This window comes from Caballeronia sp. LZ035 (assembly GCF_031451175.1).
Taxonomy (GTDB): domain Bacteria; phylum Pseudomonadota; class Gammaproteobacteria; order Burkholderiales; family Burkholderiaceae; genus Caballeronia.
Genome location: NZ_JARUXS010000004.1, coordinates 914,938 through 940,784 on the forward strand (window position 1 = coordinate 914,938; position 25,847 = coordinate 940,784).

General features: G+C 64.8%; 29 protein-coding genes. 18 read left to right on the forward strand and 11 right to left on the reverse strand.

From position 1 onward, the window contains the following. The first annotated feature begins 55 nt into the window (after positions 1–55). Entirely contained in the window at positions 56–1,471 is a 1,416-nt protein-coding gene (locus QCE88_RS34610; protein ID WP_309911010.1) for a PLP-dependent aminotransferase family protein, read from the forward strand. Between the two features lie 9 nt (positions 1,472–1,480). Here the strand turns inward: QCE88_RS34610 and QCE88_RS34615 are convergent, their stop codons facing one another. Continuing rightward, the gene (locus QCE88_RS34615) at positions 1,481–1,759 is read right to left on the reverse strand and encodes a hypothetical protein (protein ID WP_309909967.1); all 279 of its coding nucleotides are present in this window, start codon (positions 1,757–1,759) and stop codon (positions 1,481–1,483) included. Positions 1,760–2,336: 577 nt separating this feature from the next. Here QCE88_RS34615 and QCE88_RS34620 point away from each other — a divergent pair. Next, the gene (locus QCE88_RS34620; RefSeq protein WP_309909968.1) at positions 2,337–3,224 is read left to right on the forward strand and encodes a phosphatase PAP2 family protein; all 888 of its coding nucleotides are present in this window, start codon (positions 2,337–2,339) and stop codon (positions 3,222–3,224) included. A gap of 306 nt (positions 3,225–3,530) precedes the next feature. Here QCE88_RS34620 and QCE88_RS34625 read toward each other — a convergent pair whose 3' ends face one another. From QCE88_RS34625 to QCE88_RS34650, 6 genes are all read right to left on the reverse strand, one after another. Continuing rightward, positions 3,531–4,037 (reverse strand): H-NS histone family protein, encoded by a 507-nt coding sequence (locus QCE88_RS34625; protein ID WP_309909970.1) that lies wholly within the window; start codon positions 4,035–4,037, stop codon positions 3,531–3,533. A 13-nt stretch (positions 4,038–4,050) separates the two neighbouring features. After that, entirely contained in the window at positions 4,051–4,374 is a 324-nt protein-coding gene (locus QCE88_RS34630; protein ID WP_309909971.1) for a hypothetical protein, read from the reverse strand. A 15-nt stretch (positions 4,375–4,389) separates the two neighbouring features. Further along, positions 4,390–5,181, reverse strand: a complete 792-nt coding sequence (locus QCE88_RS34635; RefSeq protein WP_309909973.1) for a class I SAM-dependent methyltransferase — start codon at positions 5,179–5,181, stop codon at positions 4,390–4,392. A gap of 5 nt (positions 5,182–5,186) precedes the next feature. Then, positions 5,187–5,966: an ABC transporter substrate-binding protein gene (locus QCE88_RS34640; RefSeq protein WP_309909974.1), complete on the reverse strand. Its 780-nt coding sequence runs from the start codon at positions 5,964–5,966 to the stop codon at positions 5,187–5,189. A gap of 130 nt (positions 5,967–6,096) precedes the next feature. After that, the gene (locus QCE88_RS34645; RefSeq protein ID WP_309909975.1) at positions 6,097–6,501 is read right to left on the reverse strand and encodes an Hsp20/alpha crystallin family protein; all 405 of its coding nucleotides are present in this window, start codon (positions 6,499–6,501) and stop codon (positions 6,097–6,099) included. A 13-nt stretch (positions 6,502–6,514) separates the two neighbouring features. Next, a complete protein-coding gene (locus QCE88_RS34650) occupies positions 6,515–6,949 on the reverse strand; it encodes an Hsp20/alpha crystallin family protein (RefSeq protein ID WP_309909976.1) in 435 nt (144 codons plus the stop codon). Positions 6,950–7,245: 296 nt separating this feature from the next. On the opposite strand from QCE88_RS34650, the gene QCE88_RS34655 reads away from it, so the two are divergent. From QCE88_RS34655 to QCE88_RS34665, 3 genes are all read left to right on the forward strand, one after another. Beyond that, a complete protein-coding gene (locus QCE88_RS34655) occupies positions 7,246–7,434 on the forward strand; it encodes a DUF2970 domain-containing protein (protein WP_309911011.1) in 189 nt (62 codons plus the stop codon). 73 nt (positions 7,435–7,507) lie between these two features. Continuing rightward, complete coding sequence (locus QCE88_RS34660) at positions 7,508–8,491, forward strand: 2-dehydropantoate 2-reductase (RefSeq protein WP_309909978.1); 984 nt, start codon at positions 7,508–7,510, stop codon at positions 8,489–8,491. A gap of 25 nt (positions 8,492–8,516) precedes the next feature. After that, the gene (locus QCE88_RS34665) at positions 8,517–8,909 is read left to right on the forward strand and encodes a nucleotide pyrophosphohydrolase (protein ID WP_309909980.1); all 393 of its coding nucleotides are present in this window, start codon (positions 8,517–8,519) and stop codon (positions 8,907–8,909) included. A 13-nt stretch (positions 8,910–8,922) separates the two neighbouring features. On the opposite strand, the gene QCE88_RS34670 is transcribed toward QCE88_RS34665, so the two are convergent. After that, the gene (locus tag QCE88_RS34670; protein ID WP_309909981.1) at positions 8,923–9,174 is read right to left on the reverse strand and encodes a DUF4148 domain-containing protein; all 252 of its coding nucleotides are present in this window, start codon (positions 9,172–9,174) and stop codon (positions 8,923–8,925) included. 307 nt (positions 9,175–9,481) lie between these two features. Here QCE88_RS34670 and QCE88_RS34675 point away from each other — a divergent pair, with 307 nt between their 5' ends. The 9 genes from QCE88_RS34675 to QCE88_RS34715 all read left to right on the forward strand — a co-directional run bounded on the left by QCE88_RS34675 (position 9,482) and on the right by QCE88_RS34715 (position 16,336). Further along, positions 9,482–10,516 (forward strand): M14 family zinc carboxypeptidase, encoded by a 1,035-nt coding sequence (locus tag QCE88_RS34675; RefSeq protein ID WP_309909982.1) that lies wholly within the window; start codon positions 9,482–9,484, stop codon positions 10,514–10,516. After that, positions 10,513–11,286 carry an alpha/beta fold hydrolase gene (locus QCE88_RS34680; RefSeq protein ID WP_309909984.1) on the forward strand — a complete coding sequence of 258 codons (774 nt, stop codon included), beginning with the start codon at positions 10,513–10,515 and terminating at the stop codon, positions 11,284–11,286. The genes QCE88_RS34675 and QCE88_RS34680 overlap by 4 nt, the downstream gene beginning before the upstream one ends. Before the next feature lie 401 nt (positions 11,287–11,687). Beyond that, complete coding sequence (locus tag QCE88_RS34685) at positions 11,688–11,927, forward strand: hypothetical protein (protein ID WP_309819688.1); 240 nt, start codon at positions 11,688–11,690, stop codon at positions 11,925–11,927. A 127-nt stretch (positions 11,928–12,054) separates the two neighbouring features. Further along, entirely contained in the window at positions 12,055–12,945 is an 891-nt protein-coding gene (locus QCE88_RS34690; RefSeq protein WP_309909985.1) for a GNAT family N-acetyltransferase, read from the forward strand. Positions 12,946–13,022: 77 nt separating this feature from the next. Next, complete coding sequence (gene nthA / locus QCE88_RS34695; RefSeq protein ID WP_309909986.1) at positions 13,023–13,715, forward strand: nitrile hydratase subunit alpha; 693 nt, start codon at positions 13,023–13,025, stop codon at positions 13,713–13,715. Next, positions 13,712–14,389, forward strand: coding sequence for a nitrile hydratase subunit beta (gene nthB / locus QCE88_RS34700; RefSeq protein WP_309909988.1), 678 nt, complete (start codon positions 13,712–13,714; stop codon positions 14,387–14,389). Before nthA ends, nthB begins: the two co-directional genes overlap by 4 nt. Further along, entirely contained in the window at positions 14,382–15,227 is an 846-nt protein-coding gene (locus QCE88_RS34705) for a nitrile hydratase accessory protein (RefSeq protein ID WP_309909989.1), read from the forward strand. The genes nthB and QCE88_RS34705 overlap by 8 nt, the downstream gene beginning before the upstream one ends. 27 nt (positions 15,228–15,254) lie before the next feature. Next, positions 15,255–15,641, forward strand: coding sequence for a tautomerase family protein (locus QCE88_RS34710; RefSeq protein WP_309909991.1), 387 nt, complete (start codon positions 15,255–15,257; stop codon positions 15,639–15,641). Continuing rightward, entirely contained in the window at positions 15,638–16,336 is a 699-nt protein-coding gene (locus QCE88_RS34715; protein ID WP_309909993.1) for a 4'-phosphopantetheinyl transferase superfamily protein, read from the forward strand. Before QCE88_RS34710 ends, QCE88_RS34715 begins: the two co-directional genes overlap by 4 nt. A gap of 16 nt (positions 16,337–16,352) precedes the next feature. Here QCE88_RS34715 and QCE88_RS34720 read toward each other — a convergent pair whose 3' ends face one another. Then, positions 16,353–16,859, reverse strand: coding sequence for a M48 family metallopeptidase (locus tag QCE88_RS34720; protein WP_309909994.1), 507 nt, complete (start codon positions 16,857–16,859; stop codon positions 16,353–16,355). 259 nt (positions 16,860–17,118) lie between these two features. Here QCE88_RS34720 and QCE88_RS34725 point away from each other — a divergent pair, with 259 nt between their 5' ends. Then, the gene (locus QCE88_RS34725; RefSeq protein ID WP_309909995.1) at positions 17,119–17,646 is read left to right on the forward strand and encodes a metal-dependent hydrolase; all 528 of its coding nucleotides are present in this window, start codon (positions 17,119–17,121) and stop codon (positions 17,644–17,646) included. A gap of 22 nt (positions 17,647–17,668) precedes the next feature. Further along, positions 17,669–18,163, forward strand: coding sequence for an LEA type 2 family protein (locus tag QCE88_RS34730; protein WP_309909997.1), 495 nt, complete (start codon positions 17,669–17,671; stop codon positions 18,161–18,163). On the opposite strand, the gene QCE88_RS34735 is transcribed toward QCE88_RS34730, so the two are convergent. Next, positions 18,157–18,585, reverse strand: coding sequence for a cupin domain-containing protein (locus QCE88_RS34735; protein ID WP_309909998.1), 429 nt, complete (start codon positions 18,583–18,585; stop codon positions 18,157–18,159). The genes QCE88_RS34730 and QCE88_RS34735 overlap by 7 nt on opposite strands. 223 nt (positions 18,586–18,808) lie before the next feature. Here QCE88_RS34735 and QCE88_RS34740 point away from each other — a divergent pair, with 223 nt between their 5' ends. Together QCE88_RS34740 and QCE88_RS34745 are read left to right on the forward strand one after the other, a co-directional pair. Further along, positions 18,809–23,662, forward strand: coding sequence for an NAD-glutamate dehydrogenase (locus QCE88_RS34740; RefSeq protein ID WP_309910000.1), 4,854 nt, complete (start codon positions 18,809–18,811; stop codon positions 23,660–23,662). A 385-nt stretch (positions 23,663–24,047) separates the two neighbouring features. Then, a complete protein-coding gene (locus tag QCE88_RS34745) occupies positions 24,048–25,436 on the forward strand; it encodes an FAD-binding oxidoreductase (RefSeq protein ID WP_309910002.1) in 1,389 nt (462 codons plus the stop codon). Between the two features lie 19 nt (positions 25,437–25,455). Here QCE88_RS34745 and QCE88_RS34750 read toward each other — a convergent pair whose 3' ends face one another. After that, the gene (locus QCE88_RS34750; protein WP_309910003.1) at positions 25,456–25,791 is read right to left on the reverse strand and encodes a host attachment protein; all 336 of its coding nucleotides are present in this window, start codon (positions 25,789–25,791) and stop codon (positions 25,456–25,458) included. Between the last annotated feature and the right edge of the window lie 56 nt (positions 25,792–25,847).

Genomic DNA, 25,847 nt, shown 5'->3' on the forward strand with positions numbered 1-25,847 from the left:
AAAATGCTGCAAACTGTATTGGTCAGCGCGCATGGCCCGCGCTATTCTCGCCTTCATGATCGAACTCAAGCTGGAGCGCGGCTCGCGTCAGACGCCGACGCTCGTCGAACAACTGGTGCGCGCGTTCTCGCAGGCCATCGAGGAGCAGACGCTGCGCGCGGGCGCGTTGCTGCCCTCGGTGCGCCGGCTGGCCGAAGCCGAACGGCTCAGCACCTTCACGGTGACGGAAGCGTATGGCCGGCTCGTGTCGATGGGGCTTGTCACCGCGCGGCGCGGTTCGGGGTATCGGGTGGCGGTGCGTGGCCGCAGCGAGCGCGTGCGCGAACCGGCGTGGCAGCCGCCGAGCCTCACCGCGACCTGGCTGCTGTCTGACGTCTTCGCGGATCATTCGGTGCCGATCAAATCCGGTTGCGGCTGGTTGCCCAACGAATGGGTGAACGAAAGCGGCCTGCAACACGCGCTGCGCGCGGTGAGCCGCGTGCCGGCGGCGCGCATCGCCGACTACGGGCATCCGTATGGCTTCGCGCCGCTGCGCGAGCGCATCGCGGAACAGCTTGACCGCCATGGCCTGCCGGTCGATGCCGCCACGAACGTGCTTCTGACCGCTGGCGCCACGCAGGCGCTCGACCTGATCGTGCGCACGCTGCTGCGGCCAGGCGATGCCGTGGTCGTCGAGGATCCCGGTTATTGCAACCTGTTGCAGATTCTCCAGCTCGCGGGCTTGCAGGTGCATGGCGTGCCGCGCACGGTCGCGGGCATCGATACTGATGTGTTCGAGCGCGTCGTCATCGAGCACCGGCCCAAGGCGGTGTTTCTCAACACTACGCTGCAGAATCCCACGGGCGCGACGTTCAGCATGGCGTCGGCATTCCGGCTGATGCAGATTGCAGAGCGCCACGGCGTGTGGGTCGTCGAGGACGACGTGAACCGCGAACTCGCGCCGCCTGGCGCGCCGCTGCTTGCGTCGATGGAAGGGCTCAACCGCGTGCTGTACGTCGGCGGTTTCGCGAAGACGATCACGCCGTCGCTGCGTTGCGGTTATGTCGTCGCGGAGCGCGAGGTGCTGCGCGAACTGGCGCGCACGAAGATGGCCGTGGGTCTGACGACCTCGGAGGCGACCGAGCGGATCGTCGAAAAAGTGCTGACGGAAGGACGCTATGCGCGGCACGTCGAGTTTGTCGTCGAGAAGCTGAAGGATGCGCACGTGCTGATCGAAGAGCGCATGGACGCGCTCGGCGTGGAACTGTTCCGCCGGCCGCGCGGGGGCTTGTTCGTGTGGGGCGCGCTGCCGATCGATCCGGCACGCGGGAACACGGTCGCGACGCAGGCCTTGCAGCATGGGATCTGGCTCGCGCCGGGTTCCTATTTCCGTCCCGGCGACGCGGCGAGTCCGTGCTTTCGCTTCAACGTGCCGTATTCCACCGATGATGCGCTGTGGAACTTTCTGGAGAAAGCGATCCGGAGCGGCTGATGAGCGGTCTCAAGCAGCCGCGTGTTGTTGCTGCATGCGGTGCGGGCGGTTCTGTCTGAAGCGTGTGGCCGCGAGATGCGTCCGGAGATGCTCGCAGACATCCTTGCGGCGCACCGGATTGAGCGGATCGCACAGACGGATGGTGAGCGTGGCCGGACCCGCCGGAGCATGCGTGAGTTCGGGCGCTTCCCACAAGACCACCGTGAAGGTTCCATCGGAAACCTGCACCACCTGAAACCGCGCGAGATCGATGTGGGTCAGCTCATGAGGTTCGATCGAATGATGCATGAGGTCCTCGGCGTTATCGACAGGGTCAGGCTGCGTCATGCAAACAGTGTGCCGATGTTCGAAGGCTCATGCGCCCGTGTGGGTTGGCGCTGGGCTGTCTGTAAAAGCTTCTGCAAGCGCACTGGAATGCTGAGACTCGTATTCCAGAATAGTGAGTGACTTGCTGACGGATTCGGTCTCGCGTCGGACGACGTTGAATGGAATTCGAAGGACTTGCCGGATTCGAGACGCGAATGATTTGGGCCGCCTGCACGTTGCGATCGGCCCGCGTACTCCGGACTTGTTGGGTTGCATCCGGCTTTGAAGGGACATTCGACCACAGTGTTCGAATTGTTGGCGATTCGGTAAGTCCAGCATGACGAGCCGCTCCCAGTGTCAAGATCTCAGCTTCGCCGCCGTAAATACGGGGGTCTAATGGCTCCCCAACAAGCCAATGCTAACTCCTGTCGAACACCATTCATTGCACCCCGGTCCAACTTTTCAAATCGAATACGAGTCGAATTCTGACCGCACTCCGGCATTGCAGTCGCTGCGACGGAGTTACGTCGTAGGGTGGGGGATTGTCTCAATCGTCGTGATGATCGACGCCCTCTGGATAGCAACGACTGCTCATTCCGTGAGATGGACAAGCCTTATCCCCGCTTGCAAGGCATCGCTAGTTCTGCTCGGCATAGCAATAGTGCTGCGGGCCATTGGCCGCTTTCCTCGTTATCAAGTCATTACAAGAAAGTTACATTACGCGAAGGTGTCGGACACCGCTGCATGGGGCGCGCTGCTTTCGCTTTTCGCATCGGCCAGTTGTTTGTTGTCTTATCTCTGCGTCTCGCTGGACGCGCCCCTCGTCGAGCGCTCGCTGGTTGCGTTTGACCGTTCGCTGGGGTTCGATTGGCTCGCCGTGTATCAGTGGGTGCTGGCTCATCCGCACGTCTCTGGAATTTTTGAATTTGCCTATGCAAGCGGACAATGGCAGTTGATAGCCCTACCGGTCTTTCTCGGCTTGTTCGGAAGGCGCGACGAATTGCCCGCTTTCTTTTTTCTGCTTGTGATCGCAAGTGGCTACCTGCTTTTGATCTCGACGCCTTTTCCGGCAACGAGCGCGTTTGTTCATTTCAACGTGAGCGACAACGCCGCCAAGGCTACGGTGTCCGACTTTGCATTGCTCCGCGCGGGGTCGCTCAAGGTGATTGGCCTCGATGGTCCACAAGGTTTAGTGTCTCTGCCATCGTTCCACACGGCATTGGCGGTGCTCTTCACCTATTCCTTGCGCAGATTCCCGCGACTTGTTTGCATTGCAGCGCCGCTCAACGTGGTCATGATTCTGTCTACCCCGACACAGGGCGGTCACTATCTGGCGGACGTGATTGCAGGGCTTCTCCTGTTTGCACTGACGCTCATGACTTACAAGGCAATCGTCTCGTCACTCGGTGGGCGCGCCACGATTGCTGTCCGCGAGCGCCCGCTTTAAGGCAACCTCTCTGTCCCCTTCGGGTCGGCTACGGTCAACCCCGCCGGCCATTTCTGACCTCGGAAGAACTGTCAGCGCCGTATGGCAGGTTTGCTTCCGCCCACGGTCCCCGACCTGGACCGGCGCCCACTGCGACGCAACTTTCCGCCTAACCCGGGCTATCTCACGATTCCTGTTTTCGAGTTTCTCAAAAAGCGCCCAGTCTCACTATTTCCGTTTCCCAGCACTTCCTCGCTTGCCTGCACAAAAACGCTAAAGCCGTGCGCATGAACGACGCGCGATGCGTTTCCTCCGAGGCATGGAACCTCACTTCGATGATGCTGCCTTCTTCCTGCCAGACGTCTTGCGAGCCGGCACCGTTGCGGACTTCTTCGCGGCGGGCTTCGGCGCCTGCTTCTTCGCGGCTGGCTTAGATTTCGGTTTCGATGCCGGCTTGGCTATAGGCTCCGTCCCCTCCGCATCGATCAAATACCCGCTCCGGTCCTTCACATTGGCGATCCACGCGGGCGGCCGGGCCCAGCCGCTCCAGGTCTCGCCGGTCTCCGGATTGCGATACTTCGCCGGCAGCTTGCCCTTCTTCGCCGCCCGGTTCACCGCTTCATGCCGCTTCACGGGCGCGGGAAGCGCGACATTCGGTTTGGCCGCGCGCTTTGCCTTCCTGCGATGCCGCTCGATGTCGTTCGTCGTCAGGCCATGGCGCTCCATCATCGCGCGGATGTCGTCGAGCACGGCCTGTGCGCGGTCGGCAATGATGCTTTCCGCGCGGTCCTGCAACTGCCTGAGTCGCGCCTGAATCTGCTTGAGCGTTGCCATCGACGTCTCCTTGTTATTGAACAAAGCGAAGAAAGTGAAGAAAGCGCTGGTCCGCGCCGCTTCGCGTTGTGTCGACGAACTTCCCGGTCGCATCATCGATGCGCCGCGACTTGCGCCCCGCCGGTCCGTGGACATAGACGGCCTTGACGTTCGCGGCCGCATCGGGCGGAGGAGGCGGCGTCATCGGGTAACGCACGGCGCGCGCGTGATCGTCCAGTTGCAGGCGCGGATCGAACACGGAGTTGAAGCGCCACAGCATGCGGATGAAGTTCGTCTGACCCTGCACCAGCAAATGCACGGCCTGGCCCGCCGCGCCGCGCAACACCGCCCAGCCCATGTGCTTGCGAAGCGGTTATTGACACACTGCGAGGAAGGCCGCGGTTTCGTAAGGCACGGTGACTTCGCTTTTGCCGCGCAGCTCGGGTTCGTCGTCGATCAACTGGCGCACTGCGCGTTCGAGCTCTTCGCGCTCCGCCTCCGGCAGCGCTGCGATAAAGCTTGTTGAGCGCACGCGATTCAGGATCACGTCTTCCGGCGCGCCGGTATGGCCGATGTCGAAGTGCGTTTCGACGAGCGGCCCGAAACCCGCATGCGGAAACGCGCTGCGCCACGCGCCGGTGTAGTAGCGCGGCGTGTCGCCTTCGTAGCGGTTGACGATGGCGTCCAGCTTCGCGACCCATGGCACGCGTGCATCGCGCAGGTTCCAGACGAGGCCGAGCTTGCCGCCGGGCTTGAGGACGCGATGAATCTCGTCGAGCGCCGCGTGGCCGGCGAACCAGTGGAAGGACTGGGCGCAGATGACGGCATCCACCGAGGCGTCGGCGAGCGGAATGGATTGCGCGGTGCCCGCCAGCGCCTGCACTTCCGGCACCGCGGCCGACAGCTTCGCGCGCATGGAATCGACCGGTTCAACCGCGAATACCTGCGCGCCGGTCTGCACGAGTCGCGGCGTGAACTTGCCGGTGCCCGCGCCCAGATCGACGACGCGCGCGCCCGGCCGCAAGCCAATCTGTTCAACGAGCCAGCCCGCGAGCGCGGGCGGATAGTCGGGTCGTCCGCGCACATAGCTGTCCGCGTGGGCCGTATAGCCGACAGCCGCCGCGCGGTGAACACTGGAGGAAGCGGATGCGGGCGGCTGCGTCATGGTGATTACTCGCCGTAGATGTCGAAGTCGAAGTACTTCTGCTCGATGCGCTTGTACGTGCCGTCCTTGATCATCGCGGCGATGGCGCCGTCGAGCTTTTCCTTCAAATCGGTGTCTTCCTTGCGCAGGCCGATGGCCGTGCCCGGCCCGAAGATCGCACTGTCTTCCAGCGCGCCGCCCGCGAAGCCGTAGGGCTTGCCGCGCGGCGTATCGAGGAAGCCGCGTTCGGCCTGCACGGCGTTTTGCAGCGAGGCGTCGATACGGCCGGACAGCAGATCCTGATAGACCTGGTCCTGATCGGCATACGACACTACCTTTACGCCTTTCTCACCCCAGTGAACCTTCGCATAGGTTTCCTGCATCGAGCCCTGCTCGACCCCGACGGTCTTGCCCGCAAGCGCTTCGGCGGTCGGCTGGATGGACGAGGCGCGCTTTGCCACGAGACGCGTGGGGACGTGAAAGAGCTTGCTCGAAAACGCGATCTGCTTGACGCGCGCGGGTGTCATCGACATGGTGGACAGGACGGCGTCGAACTTGCGCGCCTTGAGGCCGGGGATCATGCCGTCGAAGGCGTTTTCCACCCACACGCACTTCGCGTTGAGGCGGCGGCACAGTTCATTGCCGACGTCGATATCGAAGCCGACCAGCGAGCCATCCGGCGCTTTCGATTCGAAAGGCGGATAACTGGCGTCGACGCCGAAGCGGATCGTCGACCATTCCTTTGCATGCGCGCCGATCGATACCATCAGCATCGAACCCAACAACACCGTCAACAGCCTCTTCACGATAGTCCCTTGTTTTCTTGAATGATTGAACTTGTGCGGCGGGCGCCGCCAGGAACGATTATAAAGAGTCGCTTGCAGATGCGAAAACGGCCGCGAAGATCGCGGCCGTTCTGGCTGGCTTGCCTGCGTTTCAGTTTGCGCGCACGTCTACCCGACGCGGACGCGCCTGTTCGCGGCGCGGAATGGTGAGCTTCAGCACGCCATGGCTGAGATTGGCGTCGATCTTCGTGGTGTCGAAGTCGTCGCTCACCGTGAAGGCGCGGACGAAACGCGGTGCACGCACTTCGGTGTGATGCGCCCGAACCGCGCCCTGCACCGGCAAGTCCGCTTCGGCTTCGATGGTGAGGCGCGCGTCATGCACCTTCACATCGAGCTTCTCGCGCGGCACGCCGGGCAGGTCGGCCCAGACGGTGATGCCCTGGCTGTCCTCGATGATATCGACGGCCGGCGTCACGGTGACACGGCGGACCGCGTCAGCATTCTGCGGTGCGACGCGGGTGGCGGTTTGCGCTGCGGTTTGCGAGGTTTCGATCATGATGGGCTCCCTCTTACTGAATGGTGATGGCGCGCGGCTTCGATGCCTCGCGTTTGCCGATGGTGATGAACAGCGTGCCGTTCTCATAGCGCGCTTCGACCTTGTCGCTGTCCGCGTTCTGCGGCAGTTCGATCACCCGGCGGAAGCTGCCCTTGAAGCGTTCCTTCGCATAGGCGCGCGAGCCTTCCGCAGCGGCCGGCGCACGTCGTTCGCCGCTGATGGTGAGCGTGCCCTTGTCGACGGTGACATCGAGCGATGCAGGCTCGACGCCGGGCGCGAAGGCGACGATCTGGATGGCTTCGTCGGTGCTGCCGATGTTCAGTTGCGGAAAGCTGTCCGCACGGCTCGAACGCATGCTCGAAGGAACGTTGCCGAAGAGCGTGGACACCTGCCGTTGCACGCGGTCCAGTTCCGAGAACAGGTCGCCGCCAAAATAAAAGTCACTCATGGTCGAGTCTCCAGGGTTGCGGCCATGCGGCCGGCAGCAGAAAGTTGAAACGGCAGCGTGTCGGTTCGCCGCCTCTGCATCCAAGGTAGGTGCGCAGGCTATCGTTTCAATACCCTGCAACAGGACTTCAGGCGGACTATATTTTTGCCGCGCGTCTCTTGAAACAGCGGCGCGAGGCCCTAGGGCAAAAGCCTTCTGCTACCGCTCGAATCGCCGCAACTGCTGCTGTTTTTTGCCGGCGACAGCGCTCATCATCGGGACATGAAGAATCCATGTCCCTTTTGAAGGAGCCGCTCGTGAACCTCTTGAAGATGATCCGCATCGTGCTATGGAGCTTTTTCGGCGTGCGCAGGCGCGCGTCCCACAACGCCGATTTCGCGCAGATCAAGGTGTCGCTGCTGCCGTTCATCGCCGTCGCGCTGGCGGGCGCGTTCGGCGCCACGCTGCTGATCCTCGCCCGGCTCGCTACGGACATCGCGCACTGAATGTGCAGCGGCGCCGGGTTCCGCTCTTACAATGGCGAACGATCGATAGCCAGCGAAGAGAGGAATCAGCACCATGAAGACAGGCATCTACGGCGCGGGCGCCATCGGCGGCTGGCTCGGCGTCAAGCTCGCGCAGGCGGGCTGCGACGTCAGCGTGGTCGCGCGCGGCGCGACGCTCGACGCGCTGCGACAGGACGGGCTGCGGCTCGTCGAACAGGACGCGACCCATACCGTGAAGGTCGCGGCAAGCGCCGACCCGGCGGACCTCGGCGTGCAGGATCTGGTCATCGTCGCCGTCAAGGCCCCGGCGATGGCATCGGTTGCCGCGCATATCGCGCCGCTCATCGGGCCTGACACGATCGTTCTGACCGCGATGAACGGCGTGCCCTGGTGGTTCTGCGACGGTCTACCCGCGCCCTTCACCGGCAAGCAGCTGTCATCGGTGGATCCGCACGGCAGCATCGGCGCCGCGATCCCGGCTGCGCAAACGGTCGGCTGCGTGGTGCATGCGAGCTGTTACGTCGAGACGCCGGGCGTCATCCGTCATCATCACGGGCGTGGGCTGATCATCGGCGAGGTGGCGGGCGGGCCGGCCGCGCGTACCGAAACGCTCGTATCGCTGTTCGCCAGGGCGGGCTTCGACGCCACGCTCTCGCCGCTGATCCAGCGCGACGTGTGGTTCAAGCTGTGGGGCAACATGACGATGAATCCCATCAGCGCCATCACCGGCGCCACCACGGACCGCATTCTCGCTGACGATCTGGTACGCGGCTTCGTCACCGAGGTCATGCTGGAGGCGAAGGAGATCGGCGCGCGCTTCGGCATTCCGATCGAGCAGGCGCCCGAAGACCGTCACGCCGTCACGCGCAGGCTCGGCGCGATGCGCACCTCGATGCTCCAGGACGTGCAGGCGGGCAAGGCGGTCGAGCTCGACGCGCTGGTGGCCTCCGTGCGCGAACTCGGCGCCATGACGGGCGTGCCGACGCCCTTCACCGATGCGCTGCTCGGGCTGGCGCGGCTGCATGCGCGCACGCTGGGGCTCTATCCGGATGCGTAAGCAAGGAACATCGTCGGAGGGAAGCATGGAGGCCGGCAACCCGCGGGAAACGGAGCGTGGCGAACTCGCCGAGATGCGCGACCTGCTGCGCGAGTTCGTCGGCGAGCGCGACTGGAGCCGCTTCCATTCGCCGAAGAACCTGGCGGCGGCGCTTTCGGTGGAAGCGAGCGAACTGCTCGAACCGTTCACATGGCTGGCAAGCGGCGACCAGAGCGAACTCGACGAAGCAAAGCTGCGCGCCATCCGCCACGAGATGGCCGACGTGCTTGCCTATCTCGTGATGCTCGCCGATGCGCTCGATGTCGATCTGTATCGCGCGCTGATCGAGAAGATGGCGCTCAACCGCGCGAAATATCCGGCGGAGCGCGTCAAGGGCGACGCGCGCAAATACACGGATTACCCCGACCAGGACGACTGAGCGCCTGCTTCGTTCAGTGCTGCGCGGTGTTCCCCTGCGCCTGTCGCTGCGCGACGATACGGCTTGCCGCGATGGCGTTGTCGGGATAGTTGAGCCAGTCGTCCGGGTCATAGCCGGCGGCGCGCCAGATCAAAAACTCCTGGCGGACCTGCGCGCGGGTTTTCGGCGCGTTCGGATCGCCGGGCTGCGTGGCGGCCTGCGCAAATACGGATGTCGCGCAGCACAGCGCAAGCGCGAAAGGAATCAGGCGGAATGGATGTGTCATGACGATGACCTCGCGCGCCGAGACGGCGGACATAAGGCAGTAACTCGATTCTAGGTGACGAAGCGCCTTTGCGCAGTGACCGTCGCTGTGCGATGCACACGGCGCGAGGCTGTCGCAAGTCGTGACATCGACATGTTGCGTGCCGATCATCCGCCTATACTCGGGGCTTCCGGGTGGAGCGCGGCGGCGTTGCCAGTGCATCGTCAGCACGATGTCAGCGCCGCGCCAGCCAGGCACCGAAACACGGAACCACAGTCTGATTCAAAAAACGCAGCACAGAACAGATACAGGACCGCGGGCCGTCGTCATGAATGCAAGCAGTGTCGTCACCAGCAGTTTTCCCGAGATGGACGAACTCGAGGCGCTTCGCGTCGCGGGCGGCGCGCACTTCGAATGGCGCACGCGTTGCGAAGTGCGCGCGCGCGGACAGGTCTTTCCGCTGCTCACCGCGTCCATCGGTTCCAGCGATCCGGGCGTGCCCGCCATCGGCTTCTTCGGCGGCGTGCATGGGCTGGAATGCATCGGCACGCAGCTCGTACTCGAATACATGCGCGCCTTGCTGACGCGCCTCGAATGGGACGACACGCTGCAACAGCAATTGCGCGCGATCCGTCTGATCTTCATGCCGATCGTCAATCCCGGCGGCATGTTCGCGCGCACGCGGGCGAATCCGAACGGCGTCGATCTGATGCGCAACGCGCCGCAAAGCGCCGAGGGACGGGTGCCGTTTCTCGCGGGCGGGCAGCGCATCGGGCCGTGGCTGCCGTGGTATCGCGGTCCCGTGGACGGCCACATGGAGGCTGAAAGCGCCGCGCTGCTCGGCGTGGTCGAGGAAGAGCTGATGTCGCGGCCGCTCAGTTTCGCGCTGGACTGCCATTCGGGCTTCGGCTGGGACGACAGCATCTGGTTTCCCTACGCGCGCACCGAGCGGCAGATGGCGCATCTGCCGGAAATGTTCCTGCTCAAGACGATGTTCGAGGAGTCGTACCCGCATCACGGCTACGCATTCGAGCCGCAGAGCCACCAGTATTTGCTGCACGGCGACCTGTGGGACTTCGCCTACGACCGCGCGCGCCCGCCCAACATTTTCCTGCCGATGACGCTCGAACTCGGCTCCTGGCGCTGGATCCGCAAGAATCCGATGCAGCTGTTCTCGCGGCTCGGCATCTTCAATCCGATCAAGGCGCATCGCACGCGGAGGGTGCTGCGGCGGCATCCGAACTTCTTCGATTTCCTGACGCGCGCCGCGTATTCATCGCAACGCTGGCTGCCGGGCGGCGCACCGCGCGACGAACTGCTGCGGCGCGCGCAGGCGCACTGGCAACGCACGGGCCTCCGATGAGCCAATGGATCCTGCTGCGGGGCCTCACGCGTGAAACGCGGCACTGGGGCGGCTTCGATGCGGCGCTGGTGGCGAACGGGCTGGCGGAAGGCGCGCAGGACATCGTTTGTATCGATTTGCCGGGCAACGGTGTGGAGCAGGGTCGCCCGGCGCCGCTTTCGGTCGAGGCGATGATGGAATTCGTCCGCGCCCGGGCCACGGCACTCGGTGTGCGCAGGCCGTGCCGTGTCATCGCGATGTCGCTCGGCGCGATGGTGGCGACCGCCTGGGCGCAGCGGCATCCCGGCGAGATCGAACGGCTGGTGCTGATCAATACCAGCATGCGGCCGTTCGCCCACATGCACGAACGGCTCCGGCCGTCGGCGTGGCCGGTGCTGCTGCGCATTGCGGCGAACTGGCGGCGGACTGGACCCTGTGAAGCGTTGATCCATCGGCTGACCTGTCATCGGCAGGACGGCGCGGACGCGGACATCGCGCACTGGACGGCGTTGCGGCGCACCCACGGCGCCAGCGCGGGCAATGCCTTGCGGCAACTGCTCGCGGCGGCGCGGTTTCGCGCGGAGAAACAGATGCCGGCGGGGAAGGTGCTGGTGTTGTCGGCGGCGGGGGACCGGCTGGTCAATCCCGTCTGTTCCGCACGCGTGGCCATGCAGTGGGGCGCGATGCATGCCGTGCATCCGTGGGCCGGCCACGACCTGCCGCACGATGACGCCGACTGGACCTGTCACGCCATCGTCGCGTGGCTGGCCGCGCCGGAGGCGCAGGCGTGAAATCGGGCTGCGCGCGCTTCGAGCGCGTTGGCGTTGCATCTAGCCCGCGGCGTCATCGGCTGATCCGCCGGGCGATTTCAAAAAAGCGCCATCGGCGCGTCAATACGGGGACACCGGCATTGCGCTACCTTGCAATCGGCACCAAGCTTCCCGACAGGCAGCGACTTGTCCTATGCCTGTGCGCGACTTCCTCCCGACCCTAGGGAAACTTCGTGTTGCGCCGCAGCATGGCATTGCGTATGCTGTTCAACGAGGCGGCAGGGGCCGTCCGTACGGCCGTCTGTAAGGCCGTGTTCACATTCGGCAGCGGATTGAACTTGGGCAAGCCAGCCGCCGGCAAGCAAGGGCGAGCGTCGGAGGCAGCAGTCGGGCCTTGCGGACATCGCGGGAAGGAGCCGCACATGGAACTGACCACAACGTCGAACCCGACGCTGCACGTCTTCCATCAGGAAGGCGGGTGGCACTGGGGCATCACCATCGAACGCACGGCGGGCGGTGGCATGAAGGTCGTCGCTTACAGCGACGAAGGCTTCGATTCGGAAGAGCAGGCGCGCGAGGACGGCGAGCATGTCCTGCGCTCGGAAGACTGGCGTTCGCGCCAGAGTTTCAGCCGCAGCGAGCGGCGACACGGGTATTCCTGAGCGGGGCGGCGCGCCATCGTCCCGTTCTCTTGACACATCCTCCGCAGTCCGCCGCTCTTCCCGCATCTTTTCCCCACATCAGAATCGCGCGACACTGAAGTTCCTTCAGCTCGATGAGGTCGGCCACATGTCCTCCATGGAAGCCCCGTCGCGCGCCCGTCCCGATGATGCACGCTTCGTCGTGCGCCGCATGACGCCGCCCGAGGTGCAGATCGCGCTCGACTGGGCCGCCGCCGAAGGCTGGAACCCCGGTCTCGACGATGCCCGCGCCTTCTTCGCCGCCGACCCGCAAGGGTTTTTCATCGGCACGTGGGACGGCGAGCCGATCGGCTGCATCTCGGCGGTCGCTTATGACGACGCGTTCGGCTTCATCGGGCTGTACATCATGCGTTCCGGATGGCGCGGCAGGGGCTTTGGAATACGCCTGTGGAACGAGGGCATGGCGTATCTGGGCGCGCGCAACATCGGACTCGACGGCGTGGTCGCGCAGCAAGCCAACTATCGCAAATCCGGTTTCGTGCTGGCGGGCCGCAATGTGCGCTATGAAGGCGTGGCGCGGACCAGCGTAGATCCGGTCCAGACGACGCTGACCCTCGCCGACGCGGCGGACGTTCCCTTCGCCACGCTGCTCGACTATGACACAGGTGTGTTCGCCTGCCGGAGGGCAGCGTTTCTCCGTGACTGGCTGACGTTGCCGCATGCATGCGCACGCGTGGCGCTGTCCGGCAATACAGTGCGCGGTTTCGGCGTCATCCGCCGCTGCGCGCGCGGCTACAAGATCGGTCCGCTATTCGCCGACGATTCGCCCGCCGCGCATGCGCTGTATCGAGCGCTCGTCGCGGAGGTCGCGGGTGAAACCGTGTTTCTCGACGTTCCGGAGAGCAATCCGGCGGCAGTCGCGCTCGCAGTCGGGCACGGCATGACGAGCGTGTTTGAAACCGCGCGAATGTACACACGCGGCGTGCCGGAAGTGCCGCTTGCCCGGGTCTTCGGCGTGACCACGTTCGAATTGGGCTGATCCGCGCTTGCCTGATGTTTGCACGCCTTTGCGCACTCCGGTAACGTGATGCGTCTGTGTTACTCGCGAGACCGCTCATGAGCCACGATCACCCTCATCACCACGACCACGACCACGACCACGACCACGACCACGTCCACGACCACGACCACGCCGGCAGCCCGCTGCCTGAAATGGACCTGCGCGTGAAGGCGCTCGAATCGCTGCTGGTCGAGAAAGGCTATATCGATCCGCAAGCCCTCGACATCTTCATCCAGACCTACGAGCACAAGGTCGGACCACGCAATGGCGCGCGCGTCGTGGCCCGCGCATGGAGCGATCCGCAGTTTCGCGCATGGCTGCTGGACGACGCCACAGCGGCCATCGCGTCGCTCGGTTTCACCGGGCGCCAGGGCGAACACATGGTTGCGCTCGAAAACACCGCGCAGGTTCACAACCTGGTCGTCTGCACGCTGTGCTCGTGCTATCCGTGGTCGGTGCTCGGCTTGCCGCCGGTGTGGTACAAGTCGGCGCCGTATCGGTCGCGGGTGGTCATCGATCCGCGCGGGGTGTTGCAGGACTTCGGTGTCCGCGTGCCGGACGAGGTCGAACTGCGCGTATGGGATTCGACGGCCGAGGTCCGCTATCTGGTCGTGCCAATGCGCCCGCCCGGCACCGATCATCTCGACGAAGACGCACTTGCCGCGCTCGTCACGCGCGATTCGATGATCGGAACGGGTCTCGCGTCGAGCCCGTCGGAAGCGTCGGAAACAAGCGAGGTGGCGGCATGAACGCGGCGCACGACATGGGCGGCATGCAGGGTTTCGGGCCCATCGAGATCGATCCTTGCGATGCACCGGGCGCGTCGCCCTTCCATGCGGAATGGGAGCGGCGCGTGCTGGCCGTCACGCTCGCGATGGGCGCGACGGGCCAGTGGAATATCGACACCTCGCGGGCCGCGCGCGAAAGCCTGCCGCCCGCGCAATACCTTGGCAGCAGCTATTACGAAATCTGGTTCGAGGGCTTGAAGAAGCTGCTGCTCGCGAAGGGTCTGGCGAGCGCCGCCGAAATCGAGGCCGGTCATTCGCAGGCCACGCCCGTCCCCAACGTGCGCATGCTGCGAGCCGCGGACGTCAGCGCTGCATTGCTGCGCGGCGCGCCGGTCGATCGTCCGGCGGTTACACCGGCGCGCTTCGCCATCGGCGACACGGTGCGCACGAAGCTGATGAATCCGCCCACGCACACGCGTCTGCCGCGCTATTGCCGCGGCAAGTCCGGACAGGTGATCGCGGTGCGCGGCGCGCACGTCTTCCCCGATGAAAACGCGCTCGGCCACGGCGAGCATCCGCAATGGCTCTACACAATGCGTTTCGATGCCGCCGAGTTGTGGGGCGCGGACACGAGCGCGTCATCGGTGTGCGTGGATTGCTGGGAGCCTTATCTTCTCGATGCCGCGCATGCGTGACATGACCTCGAACGATCCAGCACTCACCCCGCAGCAGGTACAGGACCTTCGCGCCGCCTTGCCGGCCTTGCCCTTCAACGACGACGGCCCGGTGTTCCGCGCGCCGTGGGAAGCGCAGGCTTTCGCGATGACGCTCGCCTTGCACGAGCGCGGGGTGTTCACGTGGCAGGAATGGGCGCATGCCTTGAGCGAGGCGATCCGCGCGGCGCAGGCCGCCGGCGATCCCGATCACGGCGACACCTACTATGCGCACTGGCTGAGCGCGCTCGAACGCCTGAGTACGGCGAAGGGCTGCGTCAGCGAGGAGACGCTGGCGCAGCGTCGCCAGGACTGGGACGAGGCGGCGCGCGCCACGCCGCATGGTCAGCCCATCGTGCTGGATAGTGCGAATGCGTCGAAACAACACGTACTGCGCGCGCTGCCTGCCGCCACGCTCGACGCCTATCGCACGGCGATCTATCGGATCGACGGGACGCCGGCGATCGACATGAAGATCGGCGTGAACAATCCGGCGCTCATCGCCTTGCTCGAAGAACACGGAGCCGAGTCGGCCGTGTTCGTGACCGCGTGCAATCCGTTCGGCCATGTGCTGCCGCCGGAAGCCAATGCGACGCGGCAGCGCGCGCTGACCGCGCGTGTCGCGCAATGGGGACTGCGTGCGTTGTCCGGCGCGGGCATCGACCCTTTGCATGTCTGGGCGGCCGAAGACAGCCTGCTGGTGCTCGGCGCAAGCCAGCAAACCGCCGATGCGCTGCTGACCGAATTCGAGCAACACGCCGTGGTGATGGTGGATCGCGCGAACCCGCCACAGTTGCTGCTGCATCCGGGGCATCGCTGAGCCCCATCATCCAACAGGAGAATTCACATGCCGCTCGTACGCATCGATTTGCTGAAGGGAAAGGACAGCGCCTACCGCACGGCCATCGGCGACGTGGTGTACGACGCGATGCGCTCTACACTCGACGTGCCCGAGAACGATCGCTTCCAGATCATTGCGGAGCGCGACGCGCCGGACTTCATCGTGGATCGCACTTATCTGGGCATCACGCGCAGCGACGATTGCGTGGTGATCCAGGTCACGCTGAACGAGGGCCGTGATGTGCCGAAGAAGCGCGCGTTCTACAAGGCCGTCGCCGATGGCCTGCACGAGCGCCTGAAGCTGCGTCGCGAGGATGTGTTCATCAGTCTCGTCGAGGTGAAGAAGGAGAACTGGTCCTTCGGCAATGGCGAGGCGCAGTACGCCGCCACGTGACTGTCACAGCCGCACCCTTCGATCTCGAACCGCTCGCGCTGCCTGCCGGCGTGCCTGCCGACATCCGCGTCTGGCGCGTTCCGATCCCGTTGACCGTCGCGCCCGACGATCCCGCCTGCGCCGTGCTGGACGCGAGCGAACGCGCACGCGCCGCGCGTTATCTGCGGCTCGAAGATGCAGCGCGCTTCAGCGTCATGCGCGTGACGCTGCGTCAGGTTCTGGCGACGCTCACCGGCGACGACCCGGCGCGCCTGAAACTCGACGCCGGGGAGAACGGCCGCCCGCTCCTCGACCAGCCGGACGCGCCGGACTTCAACGTCTCGCATTCGGGGTCGTTCGGGCTGATTGGCGTGTCGCGGGAACGACGCGTCGGTGTGGATATCGAGGCGGCGCGCGCCACCTTCGCCTGGCATGAACTGGCGCCTGCCGTGCTGGCGGAGCGTGACCGGCAGGCCATCGAGGCGTTGCCCGAAACCGCGCGCCAGGGTGCGTTCTTCGACTGCTGGACCGCAAAGGAAGCCGTGCTGAAGGCGCAGGGCGTCGGTATCGGCGGGGGATGGATCGGGCTGAAAGGCTTTTCGGTGTTGCCACGCGAGGGTCTGCGTCATGCCGTATCGCGCGAGGCCGGCGGGTTTGCGGCCGTCGCGCTGGACGCGCCTGCCGGCTATGCCGCTGCGCTCGCGTGGCAGGTTTGATGCGGTGCAGCGAGACTCACGCGGCCTTTGCGCGCAGCAGGTCGCGATGCGTGAGATACAGGCGCAGGTCGAACTCGATCTGATGGTAGCCCGGCTGCATCAGCTCACACAGCCGATAGAACGCCTTGTTGTGATCGCTTTCCTTGAGATGCGCCAGCTCGTGTACGACGATCATGCGCAGGAATTCGGGCGCCGTGTCGCGGAACAGCGAGGCGATGCGGATCTCCTTCTTCGCCTTGAGCCGCGCGCCCTGCACGCGGGAAATGGCCGTGTGCAGTCCGAGCGCGTGACGCAGCACGTCGAGCTTGCTGTCGTAGATGACCTTGTCGATGGCGGGCGCCACGCGCAGGAATTCCTGCTTCAGGTCCGAGCAATACGCATACAGCGCGCGATCGGACTGCACGGCGTGCCGGCTCGGATAACGTGCGTCGAGATAGGTGCCCAGTTGCTGCTGGGCGATCAATCGGCGCACCTTGTCCTGAAGCGTATTCGGGTAAGCGCTCAGGTATTTCAGGTGTTGCATGACGGCGAAGTTCTGAAGATTCTCTCAAAGCCTGCTTGCGCAGGCGGGCGTGGGACGCGCAATCGGCGTCCGCAGCGGGAAGGGCGCAGCATTCTGACAACCATTCTAGTCAACGCCGCGTGGACTCGCCCATCGCGACGGCGGCGCGGCGTGTTTCCGCTTACCCATTTGCGTAAGTTTATGTTTCAGCCCGGCGCGCCGGGTAATGCGCATGCGAACATGCGCGCTCTTCCGGCAAGCGATCAAGGCAGGTTTTTCCATGGCGTCGAACAAGGCTCATCATGCAACCGGATGGGCTGCGGGCATCATCGCGGCGGCGCTCGTGACGGCCGAGCACGGACCCGTCTCTGCGGGAGCGGGCATGATTCCCGCGGTGCTCGCGCTGCTTGCCGCCGTGGCCGGCGCCACCGCGCCGGACTGGCTCGAAGTCGCCTGGTGGACGCGTGCCCGCAAGCTCTGGATCACGCATCGCACGCTGACGCATTGGGGCGTAGGCTGGGCCGCGCTGCTCGCGCTGTCCTGGCATGAACTCGGGCGGCATCCGGCGGCGCCGGTGGCGTTCGGCTTCGCGTGCGGCGGCCTCATGCACCTGCTGGCGGACTGGCCCAATCCGCTCGGCGTGCCGTGGGTCGGCCCGCGCCACTCGCTCAATCTGTGGACGAGCGGGCACTGCGATCTGATCGTCGTAGGCGCGGCGTGGGTTGCCGCGCTGTTCGTCGTCGACGATGTCTGGTTTCATCATGCCGGTAGCCGCATGCTGCTGAACGTGCTCCGGCCCGGAGCATGACCACGCGAGGAGCCCCGATCCCATGCAAGCGAATCACCCGCGCAGCCGCTTTCTTCTCTTCCTCGCCGGCCTGGCCGTGCTGTTCGCGCTGCATGGCTGCGCGGGCTTCTTCAATCGCGATGCCATGCGCGTGACGGTGGCGGGCATCGAGCCGCTCGAAGGGCAGGGCCTCGAGATGCGCTTCATCGTGAAACTGCGCGTGCAGAATCCGAACAACGAGCCGCTCGACTTCGACGGCGTCGCGCTCGATCTCGACCTCAACGGCCGCCCGTTCGCGAGCGGCGTCAGCGACCAGCGCGGCGTGGTGCCGCGTTTCGGCGAGACGCTGGTGGCCGTGCCGGTGACGGTATCGGCGTTCTCGGTGGCTCGGCAGGCGTTCGGCTTCGCCACCGGCGATGTCCCGAACAAGGTCTCGTACGCGGTGCGCGGCAAGCTTGCGGGCGGCCTGCTCGGCGGCGCGCGCTTTGCCGATACCGGTTACGTCGACCTGCCGATGAACGGCGCTTCCGGCTACTGAGACGCTTGATCTGCGCCGGGATCGTAAGGCACGACGCGGTCCGCTTCATTCGCGTCGTTGCGGGCGATCACCGCGCGCGCAGGCTCGGTGTCGCTCAGATTGACCGGCTGATGCGGCACGCCGGGCGGAATGAAGACGAAGTCGCCCGGTTCATTGATCATCGATTGCGCCAGGCCCGCTCCGTAGCGCGTCTCGATGCGTCCTTCCAGGATATAGATGCCGGTTTCGTAGCCGATGTGAACATGCGGTTCGCCGCGCCCGCCCGGCGGCACGACGACGAGATGCATCGCGAGTCCGCGCGTGCCGGCCGTCGCCGCTGAAAGACCGATGAAATAAGGCAGATGCTGAACCGTGGCGAGCTTTTCCTGCGGCCGCACGGTGACGACCGTCTGCTGCGCGGAGACTTCCGTGGTGTCCTGCATGGCGATTCCTCCGTTTCCGGACTGCGCTTCGAATCTTCTCATCGACGATAGGTCGAAAGCGCGTGTCGCGCAAAGGTCACGCGCGGGGTCTACCGTAGGAGGCGCCGACTTTGTGCAGGCGCACATGCCTGGCGGAAGGCAAACGCGCGTCGCGGCGCATAATCTCGATGACGTGAAGAGCAGACCATAGCGGCATCGCAACCGACACCCTCGGGAGGACACCATGCTGGTCAGGAACGAAGCGCGGGTCGAACAACTCATCAACGATCTCCTCGAATTCGCGCGAGGACGGTTGCCGGAGCAGACCTGGCCGATCATCGAGCCGCTGCTTCGCCACTACTACGAGCAGGTCGATGTCGAGGACATCGCGAGCCGCGATGTCGCCGATCTCTACGGCGCCGCCATGGCGCACGTCCAGACGGCGCAGAAGTTCGTTCATGGCCGCGAAGTGCTGCGCGTCTACAACCCGAATCTGGAGCAGCACGGCTGGCACTCGGACCATACGGTGGTCGAGATCGTCAACGACGACATGCCGTTCCTCGTCGATTCGGTGAGCATGGAACTCAACCGGCTGGGACTTGCGCTGCATTCCGTGATCCACCCGGTGTTCCGTGTCTGGCGCGGCGCCAAGGGCGAGATCGAGCGCATTGCGCAAGGCCACAGCGAGCCGGGCGACGGCCAGTCCGAGCTGGAATCGTTTATTCATTTCGAGGTGGACCGCTGCAGCGACGGCGCGCGCCTCGACGAAGTGCGCGACAACATCGCGCGCGTGCTGGGCGACGTGCGCGCGTCGGTGGAGGACTGGCCGAAGCTGGTCGACACCGCGCGCGCTGCGATCACCGAACTCAAGACTCGCGACACGACGCCCGACGGCATCGAGTCCCGCGCGTTTCTCGAATGGATGGTGGGCGACCACTTCACCTTCCTCGGCTGCCGTGACTATGATCTGGTGGAGCACGAAGGCGGCTTTGCGCTGCGCGGCGTGCCGGGTTCCGGGCTGGGCCTGTTGCGCGAAACCTTGCGCGCGCCGGCGGCGGGCGACCTGACGCCGCTGCCGCCGGGTGCGGCTGCGATCATCGAGGGCGCGGCGCCTGTGTTCCTGACGAAGGCCAATTCGCGCGCGACGGTGCATCGGCCGGGCTATCTGGACTATGTCGGCGTGAAGCGCGTGTCGCCCGAGGGCAAGGTGATCGGCGAGCGGCGTTTTCTCGGTCTGTACACGTCCACGGCCTATCTGGTGCCCACGTATGAAATCCCGATCGTGAGGCGCAAGTGCGCGAACATCGTGCGGCGCGCGGGCTTCCTCGAGAAAGGGCATCTGGCGAAGTCGCTCATCACGGTGCTGGAGCAGTATCCGCGCGACGAACTGTTTCAGGCCGACGAAGACGTGCTCTTCGACATCGCGCTCGGCGTGCTGCGCCTGCAGGAACATCAGCGCACACGGCTGTTCGTGCGGCGCGACCGCTTCGACCGCTTCGTGTCGTGCCTCGTGTTCGTGCCGCGCGACAAGTTCAACACCGACCTGCGCCGCCGTATCAGCCGCGTGCTGATGGAGGCCTTCAACGGTCGCAGCATCGAGTTCACGCCGCTGCTGTCGGAGTCGCCGCTGGCGCGGATTCATATCGTGGTGCGCGCGGATCGCGGCACCATGCCCGAAGTCGATACGCGCGAACTCGAAGCGCGCGTCGTGCAGGTGGCGCGGCGCTGGCAGGACGATCTCGCCGACGCGCTCATCGACAGTCATGGCGAGGAAGCCGGCAACCGCCTGTTGCAGCGTTATGCGGATTCGTTCCCGGCGGGTTATCGCGAGGACTATCCGGCGCGTACGGCGGTGCGCGACATCGAGTTGATCGAGGCGACGCATACGAGCGCCGGCGGGCTGTCCATGAGCCTGTACCGGCCGATCGAAGCCGGCAAGCGCGCGTTCCGCTTCAAGGTGTATCGCGTGGGCGAGCCGATTGCGCTGTCGCACAGCCTGCCGATGCTCGAACATCTCGGCGTGCGCGTGGATGAAGAGCGGCCGTATCTGATCGAGCCGACCGGCGCGCCGAACGCATGGATTCACGATTTCGGCCTGGAGTTGCAGGACGATGTGGAGTTCGACATCGACCGCGTGAAGCCGCTGTTCGAAAACGCGTTTGCGAGCGTGTGGTCGGGCGAGATCGAGAACGACGATTACAACCGGCTCGTGCTGCGCGCGGAGTTCGGCTCGCGCGACGTGACCATCATGCGCGCCTATGCGAAGTATCTGCGGCAAGTCGGCTCCACGTTCAGCGATGCCTATATCGAGCGTGCGCTGATCGGCAATCCGCTGATCGCGAAGAAGCTGCTGCAACTGTTCATGGTGCGGTTCGATCCGGCACATGGCGGCGGCATCGAGGCGCGCGACGGCGCTGCGGAACGCGTGCTCGCCGACATCGAAGCAGCGCTCGACAAGGTGCCCAATCTCGATGAAGACCGCATCCTGCGGCAGTTCCTCGGCGTGATCTGCGCGACGGTGCGCACCAACCACTTCCATCGCGATGCGCACGGCCAGCCACGGCCGTATGTGTCGTTCAAGCTGGATCCGTCGAAGGTGCCGGGGTTGCCCGAACCCAAGCCGATGTTCGAGATCTGGGTCTACGCGCCGCGTGTCGAAGGCGTGCATCTGCGCGGCGGACGCGTCGCGCGCGGCGGCTTGCGCTGGTCGGACCGGCGCGAGGACTTCCGCACCGAAGTGCTTGGCCTCATGAAAGCGCAGATGGTGAAGAACACGGTGATCGTGCCGGTGGGATCGAAGGGCGGCTTTGTCGTGAAGAACCCGCCGCCGGTGACGGATCGCGAGGCGTTTCTCAGCGAAGGCGTCGCGTGCTATCAGATGTTCCTGCGCGGCCTGCTCGATGTCACCGACAACCGTACGCCGGACGGCATCGTGCCGCCGCCGGACGTGGTGCGTCACGATCCCGACGATCCCTATCTCGTGGTCGCGGCCGACAAGGGCACGGCCACTTTCTCCGATTACGCGAACGCAATCGCCCATGAATATGGCTTCTGGCTCGACGATGCATTTGCCTCCGGCGGCTCGGTCGGCTACGACCACAAGAAGATGGGCATCACGGCGCGCGGCGCGTGGGAATCGGTGAAGCGCCATTTCCGCGAGATGAACTTCGATACGCAGAGCACGGATTTCACCGTGGTCGGCGTCGGCGACATGTCCGGCGACGTGTTTGGCAACGGCATGCTGCTGTCGCGTCACATCCGGCTGATCGCGGCATTCGATCATCGCCATATCTTTCTCGATCCGGCGCCCGATACCGTCAAGAGCTTCGAAGAACGCGCGCGTCTCTTTGCATTGCCGCGCTCCAGCTGGGCCGACTACGACGCCTCGCTGATCTCCACAGGCGGCGGCGTGTATCCGCGCACGGCGAAGTCGATACCGGTGTCGCCGCAGGTGCAGGCGGCGCTCGGCATCGGCACGTCGCTGCTCGCGCCGAATGAACTGATCCGCGCGATCCTGCTGGCCGAAGCCGATCTGCTCTACAACGGCGGCGTCGGCACGTATGTAAAGGCGACTGCGGAAACGCATCTTCAGGTCGGCGACCGCACCAATGACGCCGTGCGCGTGAACGGCGCGGAGCTGCGCGTGAAGGTGGTCGCGGAGGGCGGCAATCTCGGTCTTACGCAGCTCGGGCGCATCGAGTTCGCGCAGCGCGGCGGCCGCATCAATACGGATGCCATCGATAATTCCGCGGGCGTCGACTGCTCGGATCACGAGGTCAATATCAAGATCCTGCTGGGCCTCGTGGTCGCGGACGGCGAGATGACCGAGAAGCAGCGCAACGCGCTGCTGGCCGAGATGACCGATGAAGTCGGTCTGCTCGTGCTGAAGGACAACTACGCGCAGACGCAGGCGCTGTCGATCGCGAAGCGCTACGAAGCCGAAACGCTCGATGCCGAGGCGCGCATGATGCGCTTCCTGGAGCGCGCCGGGCGTTTGAAGCGCCGCATCGAGTTCCTGCCGTCCGACGACGAGATTGCCGAGCGCGCGGCGGTGAAGTCCGGGCTGACGTCGCCCGAGCGCGCGGTGTTGCTCGCATACGGCAAGATGTGGCTGTACGACGAACTGCTCGAATCGGACGTGCCTGAAGATGCGCTCGTCGCGGACATGGTGCCGGAGTATTTTCCGAAGCCGCTGCAACAGCGCTATAGCGACACGATGCAGCGCCACCCGCTCAAGCGCGAGATTCTCGCGACGCATCTGACCAACGCGCTGGTGAATCGCGTGGGCTGCACGTTCGTGCATCGCCTGATGGAAGAGACCGATGCGCCGCCGAGCGACATCGTGCGGGCCGCGCTGATGGCGCGCGATGTCTTCGATCTCGATGACTTGTGGCGCAGCATCGACGGGCTGGACAACATCGTCGCCGATGAAGTGCAGGCGCGCATGTTCGTCGATGTCGTGCGGCTGCTCGACGATACGTCGCTGTGGTTCCTGCGTCATCTGAAGCATACCGGCGCGGACGCGCATGAAGCGCGCGGCGTGCTGGCGCGCTGCCGTGAAGCCGCGCAGCGGCTGGCGCCGCAACTGCCGGCGCTCCTGCCCGCGACGCAGCTCGACGCGTGGTACGCGCGCCGGCGCGACCTGGAGGATGCGGGCGTGGAAAGCACGCTGGCGGCACGGGTCGCGAGCGGCGAGATCGCCACGGCCGTGCTCGACAGCGCAGAAGTCGCGGCCTGCACGGAGCGCAGTCTCGAACTGGTGGCGAGCGTGTACTTCGGCATCGGCACCTTGCTCGATTATCGCGGCATCGCGGAGCGCGCGATGGCCTTGCCGGTCGCGACGCATTGGGACCTGCTCGCGCGTGCGGCCGCGCTGGAGGAGCTGGCGCGTTTGAAGCGCGCGCTGACGGTCAGCGCGCTCGAGCAGTCACGCGGGATCGATGCGGCAGATGTGATTGTCGAGACATGGCGTGCGAAGCGCGAGCAGGCACTCGACCGCTACACGCGCCTGCTGACCGAACTGCGCGCCAGCGGCGGCGCGAGTCTTTCCATGCTGCTGGTCGTGGTGCGCGAGATGGCGGTGCTCGAACGCGCATAGATCTTTTTCGCTGTGTGATGAAATCGACGGGCGCCTTGAGAGCGCCCGTTTTTTTTCATGCGTACTTCATGACATCAGGGATCCGAATCAAATTCGTGAAGCATTGAATTCGATCCATGCCGACTTCGTCCACTTTGTCGGATCCATGCTAGATCACATGCGCAAATGCGCTCGACGCACGCTTTACATTCGGTAAGTCACGGCATTTAATCAATGAGCGGACGAAGGCGTCCGGCATGTCTTTCTCTTTCCGTTCTCGCGGTCATCTCCGTGTGAATTCAATCGTTACGGCACACACGATCCGATTGCGAGTTCCTTGCGCTTTCGCCGGTCCAGCGGGCAGGGTCGGGCACGTCGCGGCGCGTCATTTGCAGCGAGGTTTCACATGATGAAGATATCGGGCGAAGTGATCGACGCTCTCAAGGCGACGGTACGCGGCAGGGTGATCGCACCCGCCGATGCCGATTACGACGAAGCACGCAAGGTCTGGAACGCCACCATCGACAGGCGGCCCGCACTCATCGTGCGCTGCGCGGGCGTCGCTGACGTGAAGGCGGCGCTTGCGTTCGCGCGCGGCAACGGCATGCTCGTGTCGATCCGCGGCGGCTCGCACAACATCGCAGGCAGCGCCGTCAGCGACGATGCCGTGATGATCGATCTGTCCGCGCTCAAGTCCGTGCGCATCGATCCGCAAGCGCGGCGCGCGTACGTGGAGCCCGGCGCCTTGCTTTCCGATTTCGATCACGAAGCGCAGGCCTTCGGACTTGCGACGCCGCTCGGCATCAACTCGACGACGGGCGTCGCCGGTCTTACGCTCGGTGGCGGCTTCGGCTGGATCAGCCGCAAGTTCGGCGTCACGGTAGACAACCTGGTGGCGGCGGAAATCGTCACGGCAGATGGCGAATGGCGCCGTGTCGACGACCACACCGATCCCGATCTCTTCTGGGCCTTGCGCGGCGGCGGCGGCAACTTCGGCGTGGTCACGCTGTTCGAATATCGCCTGCATGAAGTTGGGCCCGAAATCTATGGCGGGCTGGTGGTGTATCCGCTCGAACAAGCGGATGAAGTCTTGCCGAAGTATCGCGAGTTCGTCGCGCAAAGTCCCGATGAGCTGAGCGTCTGGGCCGTCATGCGTCTCGCGCCGCCATTGCCCTTCCTGCCCGCGGACGTGCATGGCAAGCCGGTGATCGTGCTGGCGAGTTGCTATGTCGGTCCGGTCGAGAACGGCGAGCGTGTGCTGGCGCCGGCACGCGGCTTCGGCACGCCCTGTGGCGAGCATCTCGGACCGATGCCCTTCGCGGCATGGCAGAAAGCCTTCGATCCGCTGCTGACGCCGGGTTCGCGCAACTACTGGAAGTCGCATAACTTTGCCGGCCTCACGGACGCAACCTTCGATATCCTGACGAACGCGGTGAAGTCGCTGCCTTCGACGCAATGCGAGATCTTCGTCGGTGCGATGGGCGGCGAGACGAACCGCGTGCCCGTCGATGCCACGGCCTACGCGAATCGCGATTCGATCTATACGATCAACATTCACGGCCGCTGGGAAGACGCCGCCGATGACGCCAAATGCACCGCATGGGCGCGCGACATGTTCGCCGCGCTGACGCCGCATGCGCTGGGCAGCGTCTATGTCAACTTCCTGACGGGTGATGAAGGCGATCGGGTGAAGGCGGCGTATGGACCGAACTATGAAAAGCTCGCGCAAGTGAAGCAGCGCTACGATCCGGAGAATGTGTTCCGCAGCAATCAGAACATCGTGCCGGCGGCTTAAGAAGGTGACGGGCCGGAATTCAGCGCCGGCCCAGGCCGGGACGCATGTCGTGTGAGGCGTCGTCAGCGGTGTCTTCGTAGACGAGTGTGCGCGTGTCACTGGTCAAGTGCACGCGCAGCACGTTCAGGAATCGCGGTTCCACTGCGAGGCGCAGCCGGTCGAACCTCTGCTGCTGGCGACTCTGCTCCAGAAAGCCGGCGACCTTGCGCGCGAATGCTGTGCCGTCGTCGTCCGCCATGCTTGCCGCCGGATTCCTGAGGTCCTCGACCTGCCGCAGATCCAGCTTCAAACCGTGCGTCTCGAAGACGCGCGCACGCTTGATGTCGGCCGCGAGAACCCAGGTGATGGCGGTCATGGCGCTCCTCCCGTTCGCCCGTCCACGCGAGCTTTCGCCATTGTGCGCCTGATCTT